This is a genomic window from Xenorhabdus sp. TS4, assembly GCF_014467265.1.
GTDB lineage: Bacteria > Pseudomonadota > Gammaproteobacteria > Enterobacterales > Enterobacteriaceae > Xenorhabdus > Xenorhabdus ehlersii.
This window is the reverse complement of the sequence record NZ_NKHQ01000076.1, coordinates 40379-62731: the sequence shown is the minus strand read 5'-3', so window position 1 is coordinate 62731 and position 22353 is coordinate 40379. Positions and strand designations below refer to the sequence as shown.

General features: G+C 45.4%; 15 protein-coding genes. 5 read left to right on the top strand and 10 right to left on the bottom strand.

All coding sequences use genetic code 11. The features are described from left to right. Position 1 precedes the first annotated feature (1 nt). Together tssC and tssB are read right to left on the bottom strand one after the other, a co-directional pair. Positions 2 to 1480 (bottom strand): type VI secretion system contractile sheath large subunit, encoded by a 1479-nt coding sequence (tssC, locus tag Xets_RS15195; protein WP_099131736.1) that lies wholly within the window; start codon positions 1478 to 1480, stop codon positions 2 to 4. A gap of 20 nt (positions 1481 to 1500) precedes the next feature. Then, positions 1501 to 1998 (bottom strand): type VI secretion system contractile sheath small subunit, encoded by a 498-nt coding sequence (tssB, locus tag Xets_RS15190; RefSeq protein WP_099131737.1) that lies wholly within the window; start codon positions 1996 to 1998, stop codon positions 1501 to 1503. Between the two features lie 918 nt (positions 1999 to 2916). On the opposite strand from tssB, the gene Xets_RS15185 reads away from it, so the two are divergent. The 5 genes from Xets_RS15185 to Xets_RS15165 all read left to right on the top strand — a co-directional run bounded on the left by Xets_RS15185 (position 2917) and on the right by Xets_RS15165 (position 11708). Continuing rightward, the gene (locus Xets_RS15185) at positions 2917 to 3435 is read left to right on the top strand and encodes an Hcp family type VI secretion system effector (RefSeq protein WP_099131738.1); all 519 of its coding nucleotides are present in this window, start codon (positions 2917 to 2919) and stop codon (positions 3433 to 3435) included. Positions 3436 to 4060: 625 nt separating this feature from the next. After that, positions 4061 to 5752 (top strand): ShlB/FhaC/HecB family hemolysin secretion/activation protein, encoded by a 1692-nt coding sequence (locus Xets_RS15180; protein WP_099131739.1) that lies wholly within the window; start codon positions 4061 to 4063, stop codon positions 5750 to 5752. Between the two features lie 108 nt (positions 5753 to 5860). Continuing rightward, positions 5861 to 10309: a hemagglutinin repeat-containing protein gene (locus tag Xets_RS15175; protein ID WP_187652050.1), complete on the top strand. Its 4449-nt coding sequence runs from the start codon at positions 5861 to 5863 to the stop codon at positions 10307 to 10309. Between the two features lie 138 nt (positions 10310 to 10447). Continuing rightward, complete coding sequence (gene yhjD / locus Xets_RS15170) at positions 10448 to 11425, top strand: inner membrane protein YhjD (protein WP_099131741.1); 978 nt, start codon at positions 10448 to 10450, stop codon at positions 11423 to 11425. A gap of 76 nt (positions 11426 to 11501) precedes the next feature. Further along, positions 11502 to 11708, top strand: coding sequence for a 2-hydroxymuconate tautomerase family protein (locus Xets_RS15165; RefSeq protein WP_045957420.1), 207 nt, complete (start codon positions 11502 to 11504; stop codon positions 11706 to 11708). A 110-nt stretch (positions 11709 to 11818) separates the two neighbouring features. Here Xets_RS15165 and Xets_RS15160 read toward each other — a convergent pair whose 3' ends face one another. From Xets_RS15160 to dppA, 8 genes are all read right to left on the bottom strand, one after another. After that, the gene (locus Xets_RS15160) at positions 11819 to 13963 is read right to left on the bottom strand and encodes a phosphocholine-specific phospholipase C (RefSeq protein WP_187652049.1); all 2145 of its coding nucleotides are present in this window, start codon (positions 13961 to 13963) and stop codon (positions 11819 to 11821) included. Positions 13964 to 14059: 96 nt separating this feature from the next. Next, positions 14060 to 15529, bottom strand: coding sequence for a pitrilysin family protein (locus Xets_RS15155; protein ID WP_099131743.1), 1470 nt, complete (start codon positions 15527 to 15529; stop codon positions 14060 to 14062). 106 nt (positions 15530 to 15635) lie between these two features. Beyond that, positions 15636 to 16343, bottom strand: a complete 708-nt coding sequence (locus Xets_RS15150) for a HAMP domain-containing protein (RefSeq protein ID WP_099131744.1) — start codon at positions 16341 to 16343, stop codon at positions 15636 to 15638. A gap of 217 nt (positions 16344 to 16560) precedes the next feature. After that, positions 16561 to 17577, bottom strand: coding sequence for a dipeptide ABC transporter ATP-binding subunit DppF (gene dppF, locus Xets_RS15145; RefSeq protein WP_099131745.1), 1017 nt, complete (start codon positions 17575 to 17577; stop codon positions 16561 to 16563). After that, positions 17574 to 18554 carry a dipeptide ABC transporter ATP-binding protein gene (dppD, locus tag Xets_RS15140; RefSeq protein WP_099131746.1) on the bottom strand — a complete coding sequence of 327 codons (981 nt, stop codon included), beginning with the start codon at positions 18552 to 18554 and terminating at the stop codon, positions 17574 to 17576. The genes dppF and dppD overlap by 4 nt, the downstream gene beginning before the upstream one ends. Before the next feature lie 13 nt (positions 18555 to 18567). Then, positions 18568 to 19470, bottom strand: coding sequence for a dipeptide ABC transporter permease DppC (gene dppC, locus Xets_RS15135; RefSeq protein WP_187652062.1), 903 nt, complete (start codon positions 19468 to 19470; stop codon positions 18568 to 18570). Between the two features lie 9 nt (positions 19471 to 19479). Next, positions 19480 to 20499, bottom strand: coding sequence for a dipeptide ABC transporter permease DppB (gene dppB, locus Xets_RS15130; RefSeq protein ID WP_099131748.1), 1020 nt, complete (start codon positions 20497 to 20499; stop codon positions 19480 to 19482). A 142-nt stretch (positions 20500 to 20641) separates the two neighbouring features. Beyond that, positions 20642 to 22252 (bottom strand): dipeptide ABC transporter periplasmic-binding protein DppA, encoded by a 1611-nt coding sequence (gene dppA, locus Xets_RS15125; protein WP_187652048.1) that lies wholly within the window; start codon positions 22250 to 22252, stop codon positions 20642 to 20644. Between the last annotated feature and the right edge of the window lie 101 nt (positions 22253 to 22353).

Here is a 22353-nt window from a genome sequence, read left to right as displayed (position 1 = left end):
ATTATTCCTTATCCAAACGTCCAACCAGAGACAGTTCGAAGCTTGCCCCCATGTATTTGAAGTGCGGACAAACTTGCATCGCTACCTGATACCAGCCTGGATCGCCTTCAACTTCCAGCACTTTGATTTCAGCAGCACGCAGAGGACGACGGCTACGAACGTCAGTTGGTGGGTTTTCCTGATCAGCAATATATTGTTTCAGCCACATGTTAAGCTCGCGTTCCAGATCCTGACGCTCTTTCCAGGCGCCAATCTGTTCGCGCTGCAACACTTTGATGTAGTGAGCCAGACGGTTAATGATGAACATGTATGGAAGCTGGGTGCCCAACTTGTAGTTAGTTTCCGCCGCTTTCCCTTCACGGGTATTTGGGAACACTTTTGTTTTCTGAACCGAGTTTGCCGAGAAGAACGCTGCGTTATCACTACCCTTACGCATGGTCAGGGTAATGAAGCCTTCTTCTGCCAGTTCGAATTCACGACGGTCAGTGACTAAAACTTCTGTTGGGATCTTCGCCTGAATCTGACCCATTGCTTCATACAGGTGAACTGGCAGATCGCTTACTGCACCACCGCTCTGTGGACCAATGATGTTTGGACACCAACGGTATTTAGCAAAGCTGTCAGTCAAGCAGCTAGCCAGCAAGTACGCAGTATTGCCCCACAAGAAATGTTCGTGGTCACGGCTGACATTTTCCTGATAGTTGAAGTTCTTAATTGGGTTTTCAACACTGGAATAAGGCAGACGCAGCAAAAAACGGGGTGCGGTCAGACCTAAGTAACGTGAATCTTCTGACTCACGCAGCACACGCCATTTAGTATGTGAAGGGCCTTCAAAGACGGACTTCAGATCCTTGATAGCAGGCAGCTCAGTAAAGCTGTTAATGCCAAAGAATTCCGGTGAAACGGAAGACAAGAATGGCGCATGAGCCATCGCACCAACCGAACTGACATACTGCATCAATTTAATATCAGGCGTAGTATTGTTGAACGCGTAGTTACCGATGACGGACGCAACAGGTTCACCACCAAACTGACCATAGCCTGAGGAATAAACGTGTTTGTAGAAGCCGGACTGAATAATTTCAGGGGAGAATTCAAAATCTTCCAACAGTTCATCTTTAGTGGCATGAAGGATGTTGATTTTGATGTTTTCACGAAAATCAGTGCGATCCACCAAAATTTTCAGTGAACGCCAGGAAGATTCCAATTCCTGGAACGGCTTAGCGTGCATGATCTCATCCATCTGCTCACTTAGCTTTTTATCCAACTCAACGATCATCTTATCAACAAGCAGTTTGTTGACTGGTTCGTCGTTAGAGCCAGTATCCAGGATGCTACCGATAAACGCAGCAACACCTTGTTTAGCAATATAGTAGCCGTCATTTTCTGGAGTCATTCTCGCTTGAGACATAATTTCATCAAGCAAGGAAGTCGTTGCGCCAGAAGCAATAGCTGTGCTGTTTTCTTCGTGCTGAGCCATTTAAAAATTCCTTTAACCAGTTATTTTTTATTGACGATTTCAAGTTCTTTCAGGAGTTGCTCACGAACGGATTCATCATCCAGCAGTGACTGCAAACGAGTACGAAATGCTGGGATATTTCCCAATGGACCTTTTAATGCAACCAATGCCTCACGAAGTTCGAGAAGTTTATTTAATTCAGGTACTTTCTTCGCGATATTATCTGGTGAAAAATCACTCAGCGATTTTATTTCCAGATTAACCGGCATATCTTCTTCGCTTTTTCCATCAAGACGATTAGGAACGTTAAAAGTTATGTTGATGTTCGCTTCATTCATTACGGCATTAAAGTTGTTCTTATTGATAGAAACTGCCTGCCGCTCTTCAATTGGCGTATCTTCGCTTTTTCCTTTCAAGTCACCCACAACCAGAAGATTCAGAGGTAATTCAACTTCTGCAGTCTGGTCACCATTATTAGGAACATACTTAATATTAATTCTTTCTTTCGGAGCTACGCTACCTGGACTATTCTTACTCATATTTGAATCCTTTGGCTAATACAACCATGAACTGTCTAACAACTCATTATTGGTGAGAGAATGATTCCAATGTTCACCCATATAATAAATACAGAAGATCTTCCTAAAAAAATAAGATAAAGAAGACAACTATATTTGAAGGTACGAATAGTTTTATATCAACATATAGTTAAATAATCAGATATACCCTATCCAATCGTGGAAATAACATCGATACGAAAAATCGTCAAGTTCGAGTTTGACATTTTATTTTTTTGATGTAAAGCCTAAACACAAATTGATAAAGACCTCTATTCAAGCTTTTAATCTTCCTATCAAAACCCATATCAAGTTATAAACATTTTTTTGCTCTAAAAATAGAGAAAAGTTTGGTTTTACTCTCTGTAAGAGTATGTAATTCGATTACCTATAATTTGCGTTAAAAGAAATATTTTTCATCTTCACTTGAATAAAATATAACCTTATAGGCCGTTATCAATAATCATCATCAATATCATTTTTTATTTTATCTTGATTAATTATGTGTCATAACAATCCAGGTTATTTTCATTTTTTTGATCTAGATAACACTTTTCAAATGATCATGAAAAACATTTAAACAAAAAAATAAAAAACAAGAAATATCAAAAAGTTAAAAAAACCAAAAAGTCATAGCTCATTTTTAAACCAGTTAGATAGGCTTATTGTTTATAAAAAATCAGCTATAAATTTTGTAACGGCAATAATTATAAAATTATTATTTGTCATTGAATTAGAGTGAATATTGCATTTTTCAAATGACTTTGCATCAGACAATTTCAGCTTTATTATTCGCATCGAGTGTTTGGTAAGCGATAATTTCATTTGATTAACATATGGAATAATCACGCAAGGAATGAACACTTACACTAATATTGGTAAATTTTATAGGATATTCATATGCCAACTCCATGTTATATTTCCATCCGTGGTAAAACTCAGGGCCATATTACCGCTCGCTCATTCACTGCTGAATCCGTAGGTAATATCTTTGTTCAGGGTCATGAAGACGAAATGCTGGTGCAAGAATTTGACCACATTGTCACTGTCCCAACTGATCCACAGTCAGGACAGCCTTCTGGTCAGCGTGCGCATAAGCCATTCCGCTTTACCGTTGCATTGAATAAATCAGTTCCTCTGCTGTACAACGCACTGGCTTCTGGCGAAATGCTGCCAACTGTAGAATTGAAATGGTACCGTACTTCAATCGAAGGTAAACAAGAGCATTTCTTTACTACAAAACTGGAAGATGCAACTATCGTTGATATCGATTGCAAAATGCCACACTGCCAAGATCCAGCTAAATCAGAATTCACTCAATTAGTTCGTGTATCTCTTGCTTATCGTAAGATTACCTGGGAACACACTACTGCGGGTACTTCTGGTTCTGACGACTGGCGCGCACCGATTTCTGCTTAATATCTTATTAATTAAGTATTAAGTAGTAACCTTTCAGCCAATGAATATTATTCATTGGCTGAATCATTCTAACATCTCAAAATTCCCGCCAATTTACTTTAATTCCTGTTTTTCTTTTTTATATTTATTTTTCTGATTTTTTTCCGCTGTCAGATTTTCATATAGTAATTATTTTCACAATAAATAAAGATAGATGAATTTATAATTACATGCATGATTAATTTTCAGCCAAACAATCTGACTAAAAAATATCTGTTCTTACCTTTTACATTTCTTCCACTTCAATATATTTCATCAACACTCCATAAGTAAAACTTTTAAATTAATAGACCAGAAATACAGAAAAAGTTCCTAATTACACCTTATTATTCTGCTGATACATTGATTAACCAAATTAAATTTCACTTAATTCTTCACATTGAGATAATACATAACTAAAATGAATTATCATAAATCACTAATGTAAATTTATAACTAGAAATTATAATTCTTAACAAAACACATTTGTTAATCAGAACAACATAAAAGATTTTCTATGCTCTAATGCTTAATTAATAGACTAGGATGTTTAAGCCTAACCCAACACGATACATTTCCCATCAACTATTGTCATTTGGGTATTCCCATGATTAAAAGGACGACAATCTTCATCTTATTATGTACTGCATTTCAGGTGAACGCATCGCCTGATGCGCTTAATCCAGCTTTCCCTACAGATGAAACCGCTTTCTCTACAGATGAAGCAAGAAGAACCTTACAGGATAGTTCGCGGGAAATAGACCAATTAATTGAAGAGCGCCGTCATCAAGGATTGATTAATCGCACAGATAACGTTTCTCCACAAACCGTTTCACCCGTAGTGATGGAAGCACCGCCCTGTTTGGCGGTTAATGGGGTTTATCTTCAAGGCATTACCTTACTCTCTCTGGGAGATCTGAATACACTCAGTGCCCTGCCCGATAGCTGTATCACCAGCAATGACATCAACAAGCTGTCAGCGGAAATCACCAACCTTTATATTGCTAAAGGTTATATTACGGCGCGAGTTCAGTTTATTCCCCCCAACACCAATGGCGAACTGGGGATCAATGTCGTTGAAGGTTTTGTCGAGGCGATAGAAGGAGATGACCGTTGGGTCAATAGCCAAACACTATTCCCAGGTTTGACAAATAAACCACTCAACCTGAATCAACTTGATCAAGGGCTGGATCAAGCGAATCGCCTGCAATCAAACAAAACCACTCTCGATATTCTACCGGGTACCGTTAATGGTGGTTCTATCGTCAGGCTACACAATCGGCACGCTTCCCCGTGGAGAATAACCACCACAACCGATAATTATGGACAGAAAAGCACAGGAAAATGGATCACGCGACTCAATGCCAGTGTCGATAGCCCATTGGGGTTATCTGACTTTGTTAGCCTCAGCGGCGCCAGTACCGTAGATAAACCCAATACCCAATATAATCGCGCCTATACTCTACTCTATTCGCTCCCCTATGGAGCCGTAACATTGAGTGGATTCAACAGTTATTCCCAATACACCAGCCATCCCCGTTTACAAATACATTCGGCCAAATTGTACGGGAATTCACAACAAACAGGCATTCGCGCTGATTGGGTTTTTCATCGTAACCAGTCGCAAATTAGTACATTAAACACCCAGTTGGTTTATAAGAATTACACCAACCATTTCCAAGAAGCCAAGCTCACCGTTAGTAGCCAGACATTGAGTGTCCTCGAACTGGGTATTAACCACTTACAAATTATCCCTTCAGGGTTGATCTCCCTCAATATAAGTATTGAGCGGGGAATGCCGTGGTTTGGTGCCCAAACCGCTACAGCCAGCCTGAATAAGCAGTTTATCAAAGGGAAATTATCGGCAAATTTACAACAGCGTTTCACACTCTTAGATATGCCTTACCAATTTAGCAGCCAATTTTATGCCCAATATAGTCAAGATGGGCTACCAGGTGTTGAGTGGCTCAATGTGACCGACCGTAATGCGGTGCGAGGATTCAGCAAAAATGTGTCATCGGCTGATAACGGCTGGTATTTAAGAAATACACTTTCTCACTCAATCCCCATTGCCAAAGGTTCACTTTTATTGCGTACCGGCGTGGATATTGGCCAGGTTAAAGGCTATCGCAGTCAGGACGGCTGGAAAAGCAGTGCCGGATTAAGTGCAGGTTTGACACTACGCTATCAGAAACTGTTTGCGGATGTTGAGTTCAGCCGAGGCAAATTGCTTTCTCACCAAAATAGGCACACGGATGAACCTATGCAACTGTTAACCCGTTTCTCTTACACTTTTTAATTTTTTGAACCATTTGATTTTTTAACCGCAGCCAGTTGTGGGGATTATTAGAACAATGATCCCCAGAGCGCTGCACATGGCAATTAAAGAAGCAAATAAGGAAATTATATGAAAAGTAAAAAATTTAAACTGTCTCCCACGGGCAAACTTGCCGCCGCTATGGCAATTATTCTGGCAAGCTGTTCAGTCAGTTTTGCCAATGATATTACGCCTGGTGGAGATGCCACCCACAGCCCGGATGTTATGCAAGCTGATACCGGTGCAACAGTAGTCAATATCGTTGCGCCTTCCGAATCAGGGTTATCACATAACCAATACCAAGACTTCAACGTCAATCAAATGGGGGCGGTGTTCAATAACTCCCTGGAGAATGGAACATCACAATTGGCAGGGGAATTATCTGCCAACAGTAACCTCAATGGACAAGTTGCCAGTGTGATCTTAAATGAGGTGATTAGCCGTAACCCTTCATTCTTGCTCGGCGAACAGGAAATATTTGGTATCGCCGCCGATTATATACTGGCAAACCCTAACGGTATCACTTGTAACGGCTGTGGTTTTATTAATACCAATCAGGCGTCATTGGTTGTCGGTAATCCACTGGTGGAAAATGGGATCCTGCAAGGCTTCAACACCTTTGATAACCTGAACGCCCTGAATGTAAGAAACAATGGCTTATCCCATAATGACGTGCTGAATCTGATTGCCCCTAAAATTGACATTAATGGTCAGGTGATCACCACCAAAAACCTCAATATCACAACGGGGAATAACAAGATTTCGGCCGATGGTCGCATCCTAGATACCCAGCAAGCGGATATTGGCGCACTCGACAGCTATTATTTGGGCAGTATGCGGGCAGGACGCATTCGGCTGCTGAACACGGCGGAAGGGAGCGGAGTCAATTTAAAAGGCAAAATAACCGCTAGTGATGGCATTGATGTTGAATCCCACGGCGATGTGAAGTTGGAAGCTGCGGCGCTAAAAGGCGGGGATATCACCTTGCGCGGCAATAATGTGCTGTCCCAAGGACGCCTGAATCAATCTTCATCAGACAAAACAGGCAGCAATAATCACCAAAGCACTTTTAGTGGTATTTATACCGAACAAAAGCAAATCAGTGAATCTGTTGCCCGTACCCAATTGGCAGGCAAGAACATCACGCTGGTGGCCAAACAAAACAACCAAGTGATGGCAACCGATATTGAAGGGGATAATGTCAAACTGACTGGCGCCAACCTAAAACTGGATGGGCAACAGCTTCACCAGCTTGACCGCAACACTAATAATCAACAGAAATTTGTTTGGCAGTATGATGTCACCAATGAGAGTGAAAAATACCAGTACGAAGGCAATACCATCAACGCTCGTGAAAATGTTCATTTGATCGCCGATGAAAGCAATGTAGAAGTCCTTGGCAGTAAGATCAAAGCCGGTAACCTGTTGTCCCTATCAGCCCAGAAAGATGTGAAACTGGCAGGTCTGATAGAATCAGAAATAACCTCAGAGAAAGGATATAAAAAGAACCATTCTGCATCACTGCAAACGGGTCATTGGAATCAGGTCAATACCACACAAAGAAGTACCGGCAATGAATTAAGCGCAGGCGGAATTTTAGGTATTGATGCGAAAGGGAATATTGACATTGCAGGAACCCACATTAACTCAGGCAAAAACCTGATTATTTCTGCGGGTCAACAAGCCAATATTACTGTGCAATCCCTTGTTGATGATCAGATCCTTGCCAAAGATAAAACCTATTGGGGCGGTATTGCTGGTGGCAGCAAAAAAGATAACCGCGATAAATCAGAAACCCATCATATTTCCGAAGTGACGGCTGGCGAACTCTTGCTGCTGACTGGTGAAAATGGTGTCACCATTACGGGCAGTAAAGTCAAAGCCCAAAAAGGTGCCTATGTTAGAACCCATGAAGGGCAGCTAACTATCGATAATGCCGTCAGCCATATTTCTAAAGAGGTGGATGAAAGAAAGGGAACCATCTTCAATATCACCAAAAATACTAACCAAGAACACAACAAGCATGAAAAATCTTCCGGCAGTCAATTGATTTCTGATGCAGATCTGAAATTACTCAGTGATAAAGACATCAATGTCATTGGCAGTCTGACAAAAAGTGCTGGCGAACTACAACTGAATACGTCAGGCAATATCAATATCCTGAATTATGGTGAGAAGAATCAGTACCAACAGGAAAAAACCAATCTTGACTGGCAGTATTACGCCAAGGATATGAAAGATAACCAATACCGTGCTGGCGTAGGTTTTGAACACACAACTGACAAACAGAAAGATGAAAATACAACGCAACGCCCATCAGAACTGAATGGGGGTCATCTTAGCGTAAATGCGGGCCAGAATGTCACCGTGACTGGCTCTAAGTTGGTCACAACCCAGGGCGATGCGAAAATTACTGGGAATAACATTGCGTTGCTGGCTGGTGAAAACAGCACCTCAACCTCAACCTCACAAGAAAAACTGAGCAGCAGTGTGTTTGTCACTGGCGGTATGGACAAACTCGGCAGTGGTGTTGAAGGAACTTACAACAGCAATGGAAAGTCCGACAGCCGAACCACAGCAGAGGTGGCGAAAACCCAGATTTCAGGCAACCTTGAGCTGAATGCAATGGGTGAATTGAAGCAACAGGGTACGGATCATCAAGTGCAAGGTTCCTACCAGGCTAATGCCGGTAGCATTAAAAATGTGGCAACGGCCAATACCGAATCCAGCTCAACCAATCGATTACAGGTAGGTGGTGAGATCAGCGGAACTGCTGATTACAGTGCCACTACCCGCCCTGTAGAAAAAACAGCTAAGGCCGCCGCAGATAAAAAACTGGATGCTTCCATCACGAAGACGGGGTTGCCTAATGCAGGTATTGAACTGGCGATGAATGGCAACAGCCGTTACACCAACAATCATCAGTCTAATGCGGTAGTGACTACCATTAAGGCGGGTGATGTCAAAGTCACTACAAACGGTGATATCTATGACCAAGGTACGCAATACCAGGCACACAAAGGCGGTGTCTCGCTAACTGCTGGCAGCCATACCAGTGAAGCGGCAACCAACAGCCAAAACGCTCATGCCGCTGATACGACTGGCAATGCCAGCTTGCGCGTCTACACCACAACCGGTGCAGATATCTCCGTCAATGGCAAAGGCAATGGCAGTTACCAGGAAACATCCAACACCACCAGCAGCGCAGTGACCAGCAGTATCAACACCCAAAACGGCGTTCATGTTCAGGTGACCAGAGATGCGCGCTATCAAGGCACTTCAATCAATGCAGGTGAAGGTTCAGCCAACGTTAATGCAGGTGGAAATATTCAGTTTAACCAAGCCACCACTCGCAATGAGAAACAAAGCAATGGTTACAATGGGGAGATTTCCCTGACTGTGGGAACCAACCCTGATGGCAAGAATTTCAGTGGCAGCCTCGGTGGCGGTTATAACACCGACAATCAGAACAACACTACCGCCCAAATCAGCAATATCACTGGTGGACAAGGGGTAAATCTGAATGCAGGCAATAATCTGACATTACAAGGTGCCAACGTTTCCGGCAAACAGGTAGATTTAACCGCACAGCGTGGGAAAATCGAACTGACTTCGGCTCAGGATACTGCCAACGCCAATGGCTGGAATGTCGGTGCTAAAGCTAAAGGTGGTATGTCTTCTACCGCCCGCAAAGAAGGGGGTGATGGTGCGACAGGTGATGCTGCAACAACAGACGATCCGGCCAACAGAATTATCGATAGCAAATATAACATTGGCGGTGAATTGAAATTTGGCGTTAACCAACTGGATCAGACTACACACCGTAACGCACAGGTTTCCGGCGGCAATGTCAACCTGACCAGTGCAGGAGATACCTCACTTAAAGGCGCCAATGTCGATGCTGACCAGGTAACGGGCAACGTCGGTGGCAATTTCAATGTCGAAAGCCGCAAGGACAGCACTCATAGCCTGAATGTAGGTCTGGATGCTGGCTTGGGTTATAGCAAAACCATCAAAGGAGATGCCGCTTCTAAAGAAGCTATTCCTACCGTAGCGGAAGGCTCTCCAGAAAACCCAGCGACGGCCACAACTGAAACCGCGACTGCCGACAACGCTCAAACCGGAGATAAGGCACCCAGTTTGACAGATCAATTGAAAGCCACATTCAAGGGCTTCGATGGCAAATTCAAAGGCAATTACGATACTCTCGATCGAGAAGCTGTAGGTAAGCAAACAACATTAACCGGTACTCAAGGGGTTAATCTGGATGTTTCTGGAACAACCTATTTAGTGGGCAGCAAAATTGATAGCGCACAAGGTGCTGTCTCGCTGAATACCCCGCAAATTAACCAACAATCTATCGCAGGATACGATAAAGGCAAAAACTTAGGCATTGATGTACCAGGTTCCCTCACAGGTCTGGCAGCCTCTGCACAAAAAGATATTTTCTCCGGTAAAGTACCTTTTGTGAAAAATGAGAACCACGATACGACACTTCCGACAGTCCACAGTGAAGTTAAGGGGCGTCAATTAGATTGATCATCGTGATCAACGGTTGATTTTCTGTACGGTAGCCATATAAGGTTACCGTACTTCTTCACGTTCCCTGACCAGTTGCCTTTTTCATTTTGCCTGTTACTCTTTTTTCGCATATATATTTTTTCGCCAGGGGATGTAATGCCAGCTAACCATGAAAAAAGGGAACAACTCAATACAGGGAAGGAACTTACACCATTAAAGAAAGGGCTATATGGCAGTAAAAAAGCACTTTCCGTAACCATCCGTATTGGCAATGCCATCCGCCGAATTTCTTTTATTGCCCACTTTATTAGGGCAGCACAACGTTTCAACGACCGAATGGGTAGCCAATTTGGTGCTGCCATCACCTATTTCTCGTTTCTATCCTTAATCCCAATCCTGATGCTCTCTTTTGCCGTCGTAGGTTTTGTATTGGCCTCTAATCCTGACTTACTGGCACGTTTGATCAATGGCATCGCCAACAGCATCAGTGATCCCGCTCTCGCCACTACCCTGAAAAACAGCGTAGACACGGCAATCAACCAAAGAACAACCGTGGGATTGACGGGTCTGGCGATTGCACTTTATTCAGGGATGAACTGGGTTGGTAATTTACGTGAGGCAATACTCGCCCAATCCAGAGATGTCTGGGAACGTAATCATGAAGATAAAGAGAAAATTTACTTTCAATATATTCGCGACTTTTTCTCCTTATTCGGTCTGCTATTTGCGTTGGTCATCACCCTTTCGCTGACTTCCATAGCAGGCTCTGCCCAGGCCACCATCGTCCACGCCCTCGGACTGGAAGGTATAGAATGGCTCCGGCCGGTATGGACATCAATTGGCATGACTATTTCCATTTCAGCCAATTATTTGCTATTCCTTTGGATATTGTGGATCTTGCCGCGTCATCGCCCTGAAAGAAAAGCGCTGTTTAAAGGCACTCTAATGGCCGCAATTGGATTTGAAATTATTAAATATATTATGACTATGATGCTGCCACGCCTTGCCAGTTCCCCTTCGGGTGCTGCTTTTGGTTCGGTGATTGGCTTAATGGCATTCTTCTATTTTTTCGCTCGTCTGACACTGTTTTGCGCCGCCTGGATCGCCACTGCGGAAGAGAAGAAAGCCAGATAAACATCCATATATCAATAAATAAGACTGTTCTTTCTGTACCCACTTGTCTATAACAAACCAAAGAGGAGTCATTTTTATGCCATTTGTGAACATCAGAATTACCCGTGAAGGCGCCACCGCTGAGCAGAAAAAACAACTGATTGAAGGTGCAACCCAATTGCTGGTCGATGTACTTGGGAAAAACCCGGCAACGACTTTTGTGATCATTGATGAAGTAGAAACAGATAACTGGGGCATTGGGGGTAAAAACGTGACTGAGTTACGGGCTGCCGCGAAGAAATAAATTAATGGTTTCAGAAAACATTAATTATTTAAATCGGGGCGGGTTAAACCGCCCCTTAAGACGATAGATAGAATCCATTTTCCGTTTTTCGCATATCAGGCACGATTATCTTATTCCTTTCCCATCAACGGATCGCTGATGCTGTGCTCACCGTTTTCCAGTCTGCCAGCCAGGCGGCGGTGCCATCCTTTCGGCCCTGCCAGTGAAATATCGTACCAGCCACCACTGATACGGGTGTCAAAAGTCTGACTGTGACAGCTTCCCGCTGGCATTTTAATGCGCCACGGCCCCTGCAATGTATAAGGGCAGCGTTTTATGATGATCTCCACCGTTTTGTCACTCGGATTGTTCAGTTCCAGGTGCAGGCAGGTATCATTCATGATTTGACGCACTTCTGGCTGCCGCTGTGTCAGTGAACCGCTCAGCGCACGGTGAAAGCCGTTGGGTCCTAGCAACCAAAGATCATAGTCATCTGCCGTCTGCCAGTCATCACTGAGCGACTTACCTGCTTCAACGGTATAACGCCGCGGGATCTCATCCAGATGTAGCTTATCGTAAACGTGGAATACCACACCCTGTTCGCCCGTGTTGTGAAAACTCAGTGTCAGTAAGCCCTTATCAGGATAAGCCGAGACTTCAACATTAAGTCGGTAAGGCAACGCGCGGGACGGGCGAATCTGTCGCCGTTGAAACGGCAATTGCTGCTTTTCAACCTCCGGTAACGGCACCCGTGGTAACGCCTCCTGGCTCCGGCGCAGGTTGTCTGCTGTTTGTCGCGTGATGTCAGGCAAATGGGGCACTTCACTGTTGGGATTGACAAAGTTGAACGCTGAAGTGAGATCACCGCACACTGCACGCCGCCAGGCACTGATATTCGGCTCGCATACCCGGAAGCGTTTTTCCAAAAATTGCAGGACTGAGGTATGGTCGAATACCTGTGAGTTAACCCAACCTCCGCGACTCCAGGGCGACAGGATTAGCATAGGCACTCTCGGTCCAGGACCATAAATACGTCCATCTGGTGGCGGTTGCCCCTGCGATCCCTCTGGAGCTACGTGTTGAAAGATTTCGGTGTCGAAGGGTAGCGTGGACTTGCCGGCGAAACTACCGTCTTCCCGTAGCGACGGTGCGGAGGGTGAAGGAATGTGGTCAAAGAAACCATCATTCTCATCGTAATTCACCAGCAATACCGTTTTGCTCCACACCTGCGGATCGTCTGTCAGCGCATTGAGGATCTCCTGAATGAACCAGCCACCCTGTACAGGGCAGGAAGGCCCTGGGTGCTCACAATAGGCCGCCGGTGCAACGATCCAGCTTACCTGCGGCAGCCTGCCTTTCTTCACCTCGTCGCGGAATCCGGCCAGTATCGTCTCCAGATCGCCATCACTGGCAGCCGGCAGAGTATTGCCGTTGCCCTTGTACAGTGGAATTCTCTCGTCAAGTTCATCACTGTAAGGCACAAAATCGTGGAAACCTTCCGGTGGTTGTGCCGGATTACCGGCTCTGACACTGGCGGCACGGTACTGGCGGAAACCGGCCAACGGGTTATCACCGAAGTTGTCCGGCAGGTATTGATAAATTTTCCAGCTAATGCCGCTCTCCTCCAGTCGTTCTGGGTAGGTTTTCCATGTATACCCTTCCTCTGGAGGGCCGGGAGAGTCCCATTCGTTGATCACTGCAGCAACGTTAGCGGCACTGGGACCGTTGGTGCCGGTCCAGTGGAACAGACGATTGGGATCGGTTCCTGCATGGATCGAACAATGGTATGCGTCACACAAGGTGAAGGCGTTGGCCAAAGCAAACTGGTACGGCAGCTCAGTCTGGCAGTAATAGCCCATTGAGGTTGTCGTTTTATAGGTTGGCCAGGCACTCATACGGCCATTGTCCCAGGCGGAATGTTCATCATTCCAGGAGTGAGGCGTACCTCCAGCCCGCTGTGCATTACCGCGTCGGCTGTCCAGATAATAAGGCAAGACCAGCCGCCAATTTCCCTGCTGCTGCCAAATGTTGCGACCACCGGAGAGTGGAATAGTGATGCGATCGCTAAAGCCACGTACGCCAGGCAACGTGCCGAAATAATGGTCGAAGGAGCGGTTTTCCTGCATCAGAATCACCACATGTTCTACATCATCAATAGTACCAGTACTGTTATTGGCGGGTATGGCTAGAGCCTTGCGAATCGAAGCGGGCAGTAATGAACCCGCTGCTCCGACCACAGCTGCTTGTAATATTTTTCTGCGGGAAAAGTCAGGCATAAGTTATTAACCTCCTGAGACGTGTTTTGAAAAGAGTCTCGAGGGTAATGCCCAAATATTACGGGGGGAATGAAACCAGAGCTCCCGTTTACCCTCTTACTCCCTACCGTTCACTGTTTTAGGCTCTTTCGGTTTCTCCGGCTGTGGCCCCGGTCTCATAATTTGATTAAAGCTATTTTTGATGTGATTAACATCAATCGTCGCTTCACCTTTTGGTTGCACCAGAATAAAAGAGATTTCTTGAGACAACATCTCTTGCAGCTTTTTATTCAAAAGTTGTGGTGTCAGGGAGGATAAAAACGCTTGTCTTAACCGCTGGAATTGTTCAGGGGCAATATCTATCACATTATTTTGCTGTGACAACAGACGTTGGTTTATCAAAATATCGGTATCTGTGCGGGCATACATGGCAAATAGCTGCTGGAGCTGACCCCGCTTCTGAGCATAGAGTTCATCAAATTGTGCCTGCGGCAATCCATTTTCCCGCAATGATGACAGTTGTGAGGCCAGATAAAGCGTGGACTCCATCAACTTGTCCGCAGGGGAATCCAGATTTAAGGAGCAGTTCGCCCGCTGGTATAGCACACGGCAATCCAGGCCTAATTGCATGTCATTCTGTTTGTCTTTAAGCCCTAATTGCAGGTAACGATAAAGCGCTTCACGCGTCAGGTCATTTAACCAGTACTGAATCAGGGTTTGCGAATCGTTAATCGGCAACCAGTTCAGGTTCCAGGTCAAAGACAAGCGATCTTGTTTGGCCTTATCACTCACTACGCCAATCGTTGCTGCTTTCAGCGGTAGCAAGGTAGGAACAGGCTCTGGTGTCTGACGTTTCCCCTCCAATGACGCAAAGGCCCGATTAATCCGCTCTGACAGTAATCGGTTGTCAACATGTCCTGCGATATACAGCGTCATCGCATCCGGCGTGTACCATTGATGATAAAAATTTTCGACTTTTTTTACATCGACAGGCACTGATACGGCCATCCCAGGATCATGGTCGATAAGCGTCGAACCTTGCAGGCGCATACGCCACACTGGGTCTTGGATATCAGATGGGAAAGTCGTCACAAGATGTTCATCCCCTTTTATGGCCTGTGCCAGTGTCTCTGGTGTAAATACCGCACCACCAGCAATGTCGGATAACCATATCAATGCATCTTGCAATAACTCGGGACGATTATTTGGCAGGCTCAGACTGTAAAGGGTGAAATCATAGGAAACAATGGCAGGTGGAAAGAGATTTTTAGTATCTATCGCATTGTGCCATAGATTTTCCAATTTCTGCGATGATAAATCTTTGCTGCTGGATAAGACGATTTTCGGAATCAGGTAGGTATAGCCCCGTTGTTGGGTTTTTTCAGACAAGGAGCCGGTCTTTACCAATAACCGCAACTGCACTCTGTCATTAGGCCGCTGTGGTGTTTGCAGGATTTGCCAACTAAATCCATTTTCGAGTTTGCCTTGTTGCCAGGCTGGATCAGGTTGCAAGGTCTCAGCCTGTGCCAAACAAGTCGTAGCCAGAATCGCACCACCAATAAGATATTCGATTTTGTTGCCCAGCATTCTCACTTACCCCTACCTGTTTAATTTTATCCTGCGAAACCTAAGACAATCCGCCATTCCTGAATATTATCATCAAGGATTAGACCGTTATTCATCTTGTAAGGTTTCATTTTGATGGCGTTTTCTGCTTATTAACCTGACGATTATAGCCTTTTACCAGCAACCCCAATTCATCATCCTGATGGCTTTTAGGGCAAGACATAGTCACTGGCGGCTGTTCTTCATTCAGTTCCCGCGCAACATCGCGCAATGGATGGATGATAATGCGATTTACACACCAGCTTATCGACACCGTAAGAATAAGTACGAGTAATAAATAAGTGGTCAACATTAATGCAAGTGTATTCAAGGCAAAACGATACACCCGATTGGAATCAACCTGCAAAATAAGGTGTCCCTGTGATTCTGCTGTTTTTGGCGCAACACCATAAACGTAGAGAGGAATATTGACCTCAACAGGAATACCAAAAACCTTCTTTGCCAGTTCAGGTATGGGGCGATGAGTGGCAAAATCCAGGCTCATTACCCGAACGTTATCAGGTAATAACACATCGGCTCGCCCCAGAATGCCTGAGGTCTTCAACCCAATCAACAGCGTTTTCGCTTTATTGAGATCTGAACTTAACAACGCTTCCGCCAAAGGTGTCTGGATTTGTACAGCCGCATTGTTAAGCTGGCTGATATAGTCATCTTTCCGCTGCTGTAATAGGTGAGATAACTGGATGGTGATGAAAATAGCAATGGTAACCAAAGTGACTCCGGTCACTGCGGCCATCTGTTTAATGGTTAACGAACGTTTGACACGCAATTTCATCTTATCCAAACCAATACCAAACTAATAGTGAAAACACTGACCAACACATCTTAATAATGTGAGTGAGTATACTTGATTTTACTTGCGGTCGTCTTATTTTGATGAATGGCAATGCAACAGAGAAAATGACCGGGATATAACGGCATCAAATAAAGCGATGGTATAACGTTAACCGGCGTTCAGAGGATGTCAAACGTTATACCACGGTCAGATATGATTAGGTGAATGGGGTTTCATCCTGTTCGACCGCGAAACACGCGATCAGTTGTCCGCCATATTGCTTTAACTTAGGCTGGAATTGGGTACACTGGCTAAATGCGCGACGACAACGAGCAGCAAAAGCACACCCCGCTGGCGGATTCATCGGGCTTGGCAGCTCTCCCGTCAGCTTAATACGTTCACGGCGCAGTTCAGGATTAAGGCGAGGCGTCGCCGACAATAATGCCTGTGTGTAAGGATGGCGCGGATTGTTGAAAATCATTTCCTTATTGCCTTTTTCAACACAGCGCCCCAAATACATCACTATCACTTCATCAGCAATATGTTCGACGACCGAGAGATCATGGGATATAAAAACATAAGACAATCCCAGCTCCTGCTGCAAATCCATCATTAAATTCAGAACCTGTGCTCTCACTGAAACATCCAACGCTGAAACGGGTTCATCTGCGATCACTACGTCTGGGTTTAACATTAACCCACGGGCAATGGCGATACGCTGACGCTGACCACCAGAAAACATATGTGGATAACGCGCATAATGTTCCGGTTTTAGTCCCACTTTCTCCATCATCTGTAAGACTTTTTCCTTGCGTTCACCCGCGGTAAGTGAAGTATTAATCAGCAATGGCTCTTCCAAAATCTGTCCCACTTTTTTACGGGGATTTAAGGAAGCGTAAGGATTTTGAAATACAATCTGGATTTTCTGGCGACGAAGTTTTTCTGCTTCTTTATTTGGCACCAACAGGTCTTGCCCCAGATAATAAAGTTCCCCATCGGTCGGTTTTTCAATCATGGTCAGCAGGCGGCCCAATGTGGATTTTCCACAGCCCGATTCGCCGACAACCGCCAGCGTCTTACCTTTTTCCAGTTCAAATGAGACACCATCCAACGCCTTAACCATACGTTCAGGCGAGAATAAGCCTGTTTTCACCGGATAATATTTCTTCAATTCAGTGGCTTGCAGTAAAGGTGCTGTCGTTTTCTCTTGTTCCCTGTTTTGTGGAATGTTCATACTGTTGGCCTCCCCTCATCATCTAGTGGCATGTGACATTTAACCTGACGCCCTCTCATTGATTGCAATGACGGCTCCTCCTGACGACAATGCGCATTGGCATAGGGACAACGGGGGTTGAGCAGACATCCCATTGGGCGATCATATTTTCCGGGAACAACGCCGGGCAACGATGCCAAACGGGATTTATCCACCGCAAATTCCGGCAAAGCCCGCAATAATGCTTGTGTATAAGGATGGCGTGGCGCACGGAAGATTTCCGTGGCCTTGCCAATTTCCACCACCTGTCCGGCATACATCACAATAATATGATGGGCGGCTTCCGCCACCAGCGCCAAATCGTGGGTGATCAAAAGTAATGCCATGTTTTCCTGCTGCTGCAATTCCAGCAACAATTCGATGATTTGCGCCTGAATGGTGACATCCAGAGCCGTCGTCGGCTCATCGGCAATCAGGAGTTTTGGACGACACGCGATAGCCATCGCAATCATCACACGCTGGCTCATCCCTCCCGATAATTGATGCGGATAAACATCCAGACGAGAGACCGGATCAGGGATACCCACCAGGGTCAATAAGTCGATTGCCCGTTGGTATCGCGTTTTCCGGTTGCCACCCTGATGAACTTTCAAGGCTTCCATAATCTGATAACCGACGGTGTAGCACGGATTCAAACTGGTCATGGGATCTTGGAAAATCATCGCCACTTCCGCACCCACCAACTGACGGCGCTCTTTTTCTGAAATTTTAGTCAGGTCACGGCCACCGAATTCCAGTTTTTCTGCCATAACTCTGCCCGGATAATCAATCAGCCCCATAATCGCCAATGAACTGACTGATTTACCTGAGCCGGATTCTCCAACGATGCCGACAACCTCCCCCTGCTCAACACGGTAGCTAATACGGTCAACGGCGCGGAATGGTACACCTTCATCCCCGAAATGCACCGACAATTGGTCTACATTCAATAATGCCATTTCTCAATCCCCCCTACTGCTTGAGCTTGGGATCAAGTGCATCACGCAACCCGTCCCCCATCAGGTTAAATGCCAGTACCGTCAACAGGATAGCCAGCCCCGGAAAGGTCACAACCCACCACGCACTCTGGGTAAATTGCAAAACATCGGCCAGCATGGTTCCCCATTCCGGAGTCGGTGGCTGTGCCCCCATTCCCAGAAACCCTAAGGCCGCCATATCAAGAATAGCGTTTGAAAACCCTAATGACGCTTGCACAATTAACGGCGCAAGGCAGTTTGGCAGGATATTGATAAACATCTGACGTATGGCTCCCGCACCGGCTACTTGGGAAGCCATCACATAATCACGATTAACTTCCACCAATACCGCTGCCCTTGTCAGGCGGATATAATGAGGCAAGGCGACAAAAGTCAGTGCCAATGACGCATTGATAATCGATGGGCCAAAGATCGCCACCAACACCAATGCCAGCAGTAGGCTTGGCAAGGCTAACATAATGTCGACGATACGCATGATAATGGTATCCACCACACCGCCGAAATATCCAGCCAATACCCCCAGAATGATACCCATGATGAGTGACATCACCACGACCAGACAGCCAACCAATAATGAAAGGCGTGCCCCATACATTAGACGGGACAAAATATCGCGCCCAACATCATCAGTGCCGAGAATAAATTGCCAGCTTCCACCTTCCTGCCATACCGGAGGCATCAGCAGGGAATCACGAAACTGTTCTGCCGGACCATGCGGCGCTAATACCCCAGCCAATAGTGCAACCAGCAGCATCAGAACAATATAGACAAGACCAATCACTGCGCCTTTGTTACGTTTAAAGTAATGCCAGAATTCTTGTATCGGCGTCATTATTTTCGGTGCACCCGATACTGCAGGCTCAGTTGTTTGAGTCATCATGTGCTCCTATTTCTTATGACGAATGCGCGGATTGACAATGCCGTACAACAAATCAACCACCAGATTGACCAGAATAATCATGGTCGCCACCAACAATACTCCCCCCTGTACCACTGGATAGTCACGACGTTGCAGGGCATCAATCAGCCAACGCCCTAATCCTGGCCATGAGAAAATCGTTTCTGTCAAAATGGCACCTGCCAACATGATGCCCACTTGCAGACCAATCACTGTGACTACGGGTAATAAAGCATTACGCAACGCATGAACGATAATGACACGAAGGCGGCTCAACCCTTTTGCCCGGGCAGTACGGATATAATCTTCGCCCAGCACTTCCAGCATGGAAGAGCGAGTCATACGCACGATGACGGCTAACGGGATCGTTCCCAGCACAATGGCAGGCAGGATTATGTGCATTACAGCATCAGTGAAATCGCCCTCCTCACCCCAAATCAGCGTATCAATCAGCATAAATCCCGTCAGGGGATTGCTGTCATCAATAAATACACTATCACCGATTCGGCCAGAAACAGGGGTTAAGTTCCAGTGAACGGAGACCAGCATGATCAACATGATCCCCCACCAGAAAATTGGCATGGAGTAGCCTGTCAATGACAAGCCAATCGCAGTGTGATCAAAGACAGAACCCCGTTTGACTGCCGCCAATACCCCTACTGGAATACCGACAGCGATGGCGAATAACATGGCACACATGCCCAGTTCGAAAGTCGCTTTAAAACGCGGAACAAACTCATCCCATACAGGAATGCGGCTTTTCAACGAGATCCCCAAATCACCATGCAATACGCCATTGATGTAATGAAAATATTGCTCCCAGAGAGGCTTATCTAACCCCATTTCAGCCATTAATTGGGCATAACGCTCAGAAGAAATACCACGCTCTCCCGCCATAATCAGCACGGGATCACCAGGTATCATGTGCACAAACGCGAAAGTCAGCAGCGTAATACCAATAAACGTCGGGATCACTAACCCTAGACGTCGGAGGATAAATTGCAGCATATCCTGAGTTCCCTTTTTAAATACCAGTGCGGCTCTTCAGACCGCTTGGTGTATACAGAGTCGACTTGCCCATCAGAGAAGCGAAACCATCCCCACAGAAAGCTCTGGGGGATGGTTAATCACAACAGCTCAACAGCAAGAATTATTTGAGATCAACGTAGTAGAAAAGGTGTCTGCCAAGTGGATCAACCAAATATCCTTTCACTTCTTTACGGATTGGTTCATAAACCGTGGAGTGGGCAATGATCAATGCGGGTACTTGTTCATGCATGACAACCTGCGCTTGCTTATAAAATTCCGTGCGCTTGTTAATATCAGCGGTTGCACGCGCGGGTTGGATAGCGGCCTCAAATGGCTTGTAACACCATTTTGAATAGTTAGAGCCTTTCTCTTTAGCTGCACAACTAAACAGAGTTGCGAAGAAGTTATCAGGATCGCCATTATCCCCTGTCCATCCCATCATCACGGTCTTCGGTTCACCATCTTTGGCTCGTTTCAGGTATTCACCCCATTCATAGCTGACAATCTTGGCCTTAACACCAATTTTCGCCCAATCGGCCTGAATCATTTCCGCCATGCGACGGGCATTCGGGTTATACGGACGCTGTACTGGCATCGCCCACAGATCAGTTTCGAAACCATTCGGGAAGCCAGCTTCTTTCAACAGTTCCTTCGCCTTGGCAGTATCGTAGGAGTAGTCTTTGATATCTGTGTTATAGCCCCACATGGTAGGCGGGATCAGGTTTTTCGCTTTCTGCCCAGCACCCTGATAGACAGCCTCAATGATGGCGTCTTTGTCCACTGCCATTGCTAATGCCTGACGCACTTTCACATTATCCAGTGGCGGCTTGGTGACATTGAAAGAAAGATATCCCACATTCAAGCCAGCCTGTTCCGTCAAGACGATATTTTTATCCTGCTTCATACGGGATATATCCGCAGGGTTTGGATACGGCATAACCTGACATTCATTTTTCTGCAATTTTGCATAACGCACAGAAGCATCAGGAGTAATAGAAAATACTAAGCGGTCGATTTTTGCTGGTCCTTCCCAATAATCCTTAAAGGCCTTATAGAGAATCCGTGAGTCTTTCTGGTATTGCACTAGCTGGAATGGACCTGTACCAATTGGATTCAGGTCAACTTTTTCGGGAGTTCCTGCTTTCATCATCACATCAGCATATTCCCCGGACAGGATAGAAGCAAAATCCATCGCCAGATTAGCGATGAAAGGTGCTTCTGAGCGTGAAAGAATAAAGCGAACAGTATAATCGTCGACTTTTTCTATTTTGCTGATGATATTCCCCATATCCATACCGATGAAATATTCATAGCTGCCCCCCGAAACCTGATGGTACGGATGATTTTTATCTTTTTGGCGTATAAAAGTAAAAATCACGTCATCAGCGTTAAAATCACGGGTAGGTTTGAATTCCTTATTACTTTGCCACTTCACACCTTTGCGCAAATGAAAGGTATAAACCTTGCCGTCGTCACTCACATCCCAGCTTTCGGCCAGACTTGGAATAACATTGGTTGTACCCGCTTTAAAATCCACCAGACGGTTATAGATTTGTCTGGAAGTTGCATCATAAGTTGTACCAGAAGTGAATAACTGTGGGTTGAAGCCTTCAGGAGAACCTTCAGAGCAGTAGACCAATGTTTTTGCCTGAATACTGGCTGTAACAGCCAATGCGACAAAACCGACACCCAGTTTTAACAAACTGGACTGTTTTTTCTTGGAAATTGTCATTACTTGAACCCCGTTTGTGATGTTTAGCTTGTTTTATTATTTTTCGCTTACCAATTAATCAATTGTTATGCCTGACGTCAATATCATCAAACACAACACCA

Bases quoted from the DNA above. Each gene is read 5' to 3' on its own strand.
- Xets_RS15180 (WP_099131739.1), top strand. From the start codon at position 4,061: ATGATTAAAAGGACGACAATCTTCATCTTATTATGTACTGCATTTCAG.
- Xets_RS15175 (WP_187652050.1), top strand. From the start codon at position 5,861: ATGAAAAGTAAAAAATTTAAACTGTCTCCCACGGGCAAACTTGCCGCC.
- tssC (WP_099131736.1), bottom strand. From the start codon at position 1,480: ATGGCTCAGCACGAAGAAAACAGCACAGCTATTGCTTCTGGCGCAACG.
- tssB (WP_099131737.1), bottom strand. From the start codon at position 1,998: ATGAGTAAGAATAGTCCAGGTAGCGTAGCTCCGAAAGAAAGAATTAAT.
- dppA (WP_187652048.1), bottom strand. From the start codon at position 22,252: ATGACAATTTCCAAGAAAAAACAGTCCAGTTTGTTAAAACTGGGTGTC.
- Xets_RS15160 (WP_187652049.1), bottom strand. From the start codon at position 13,963: ATGCCTGACTTTTCCCGCAGAAAAATATTACAAGCAGCTGTGGTCGGA.
- dppC (WP_187652062.1), bottom strand. From the start codon at position 19,470: ATGACTCAAACAACTGAGCCTGCAGTATCGGGTGCACCGAAAATAATG.
- dppB (WP_099131748.1), bottom strand. From the start codon at position 20,499: ATGCTGCAATTTATCCTCCGACGTCTAGGGTTAGTGATCCCGACGTTT.
- Xets_RS15185 (WP_099131738.1), top strand. From the start codon at position 2,917: ATGCCAACTCCATGTTATATTTCCATCCGTGGTAAAACTCAGGGCCAT.
- Xets_RS15150 (WP_099131744.1), bottom strand. From the start codon at position 16,343: ATGAAATTGCGTGTCAAACGTTCGTTAACCATTAAACAGATGGCCGCA.
- Xets_RS15165 (WP_045957420.1), top strand. From the start codon at position 11,502: ATGCCATTTGTGAACATCAGAATTACCCGTGAAGGCGCCACCGCTGAG.
- dppD (WP_099131746.1), bottom strand. From the start codon at position 18,554: ATGGCATTATTGAATGTAGACCAATTGTCGGTGCATTTCGGGGATGAA.
- Xets_RS15155 (WP_099131743.1), bottom strand. From the start codon at position 15,529: ATGCTGGGCAACAAAATCGAATATCTTATTGGTGGTGCGATTCTGGCT.
- yhjD (WP_099131741.1), top strand. From the start codon at position 10,448: ATGCCAGCTAACCATGAAAAAAGGGAACAACTCAATACAGGGAAGGAA.
- dppF (WP_099131745.1), bottom strand. From the start codon at position 17,577: ATGAACATTCCACAAAACAGGGAACAAGAGAAAACGACAGCACCTTTA.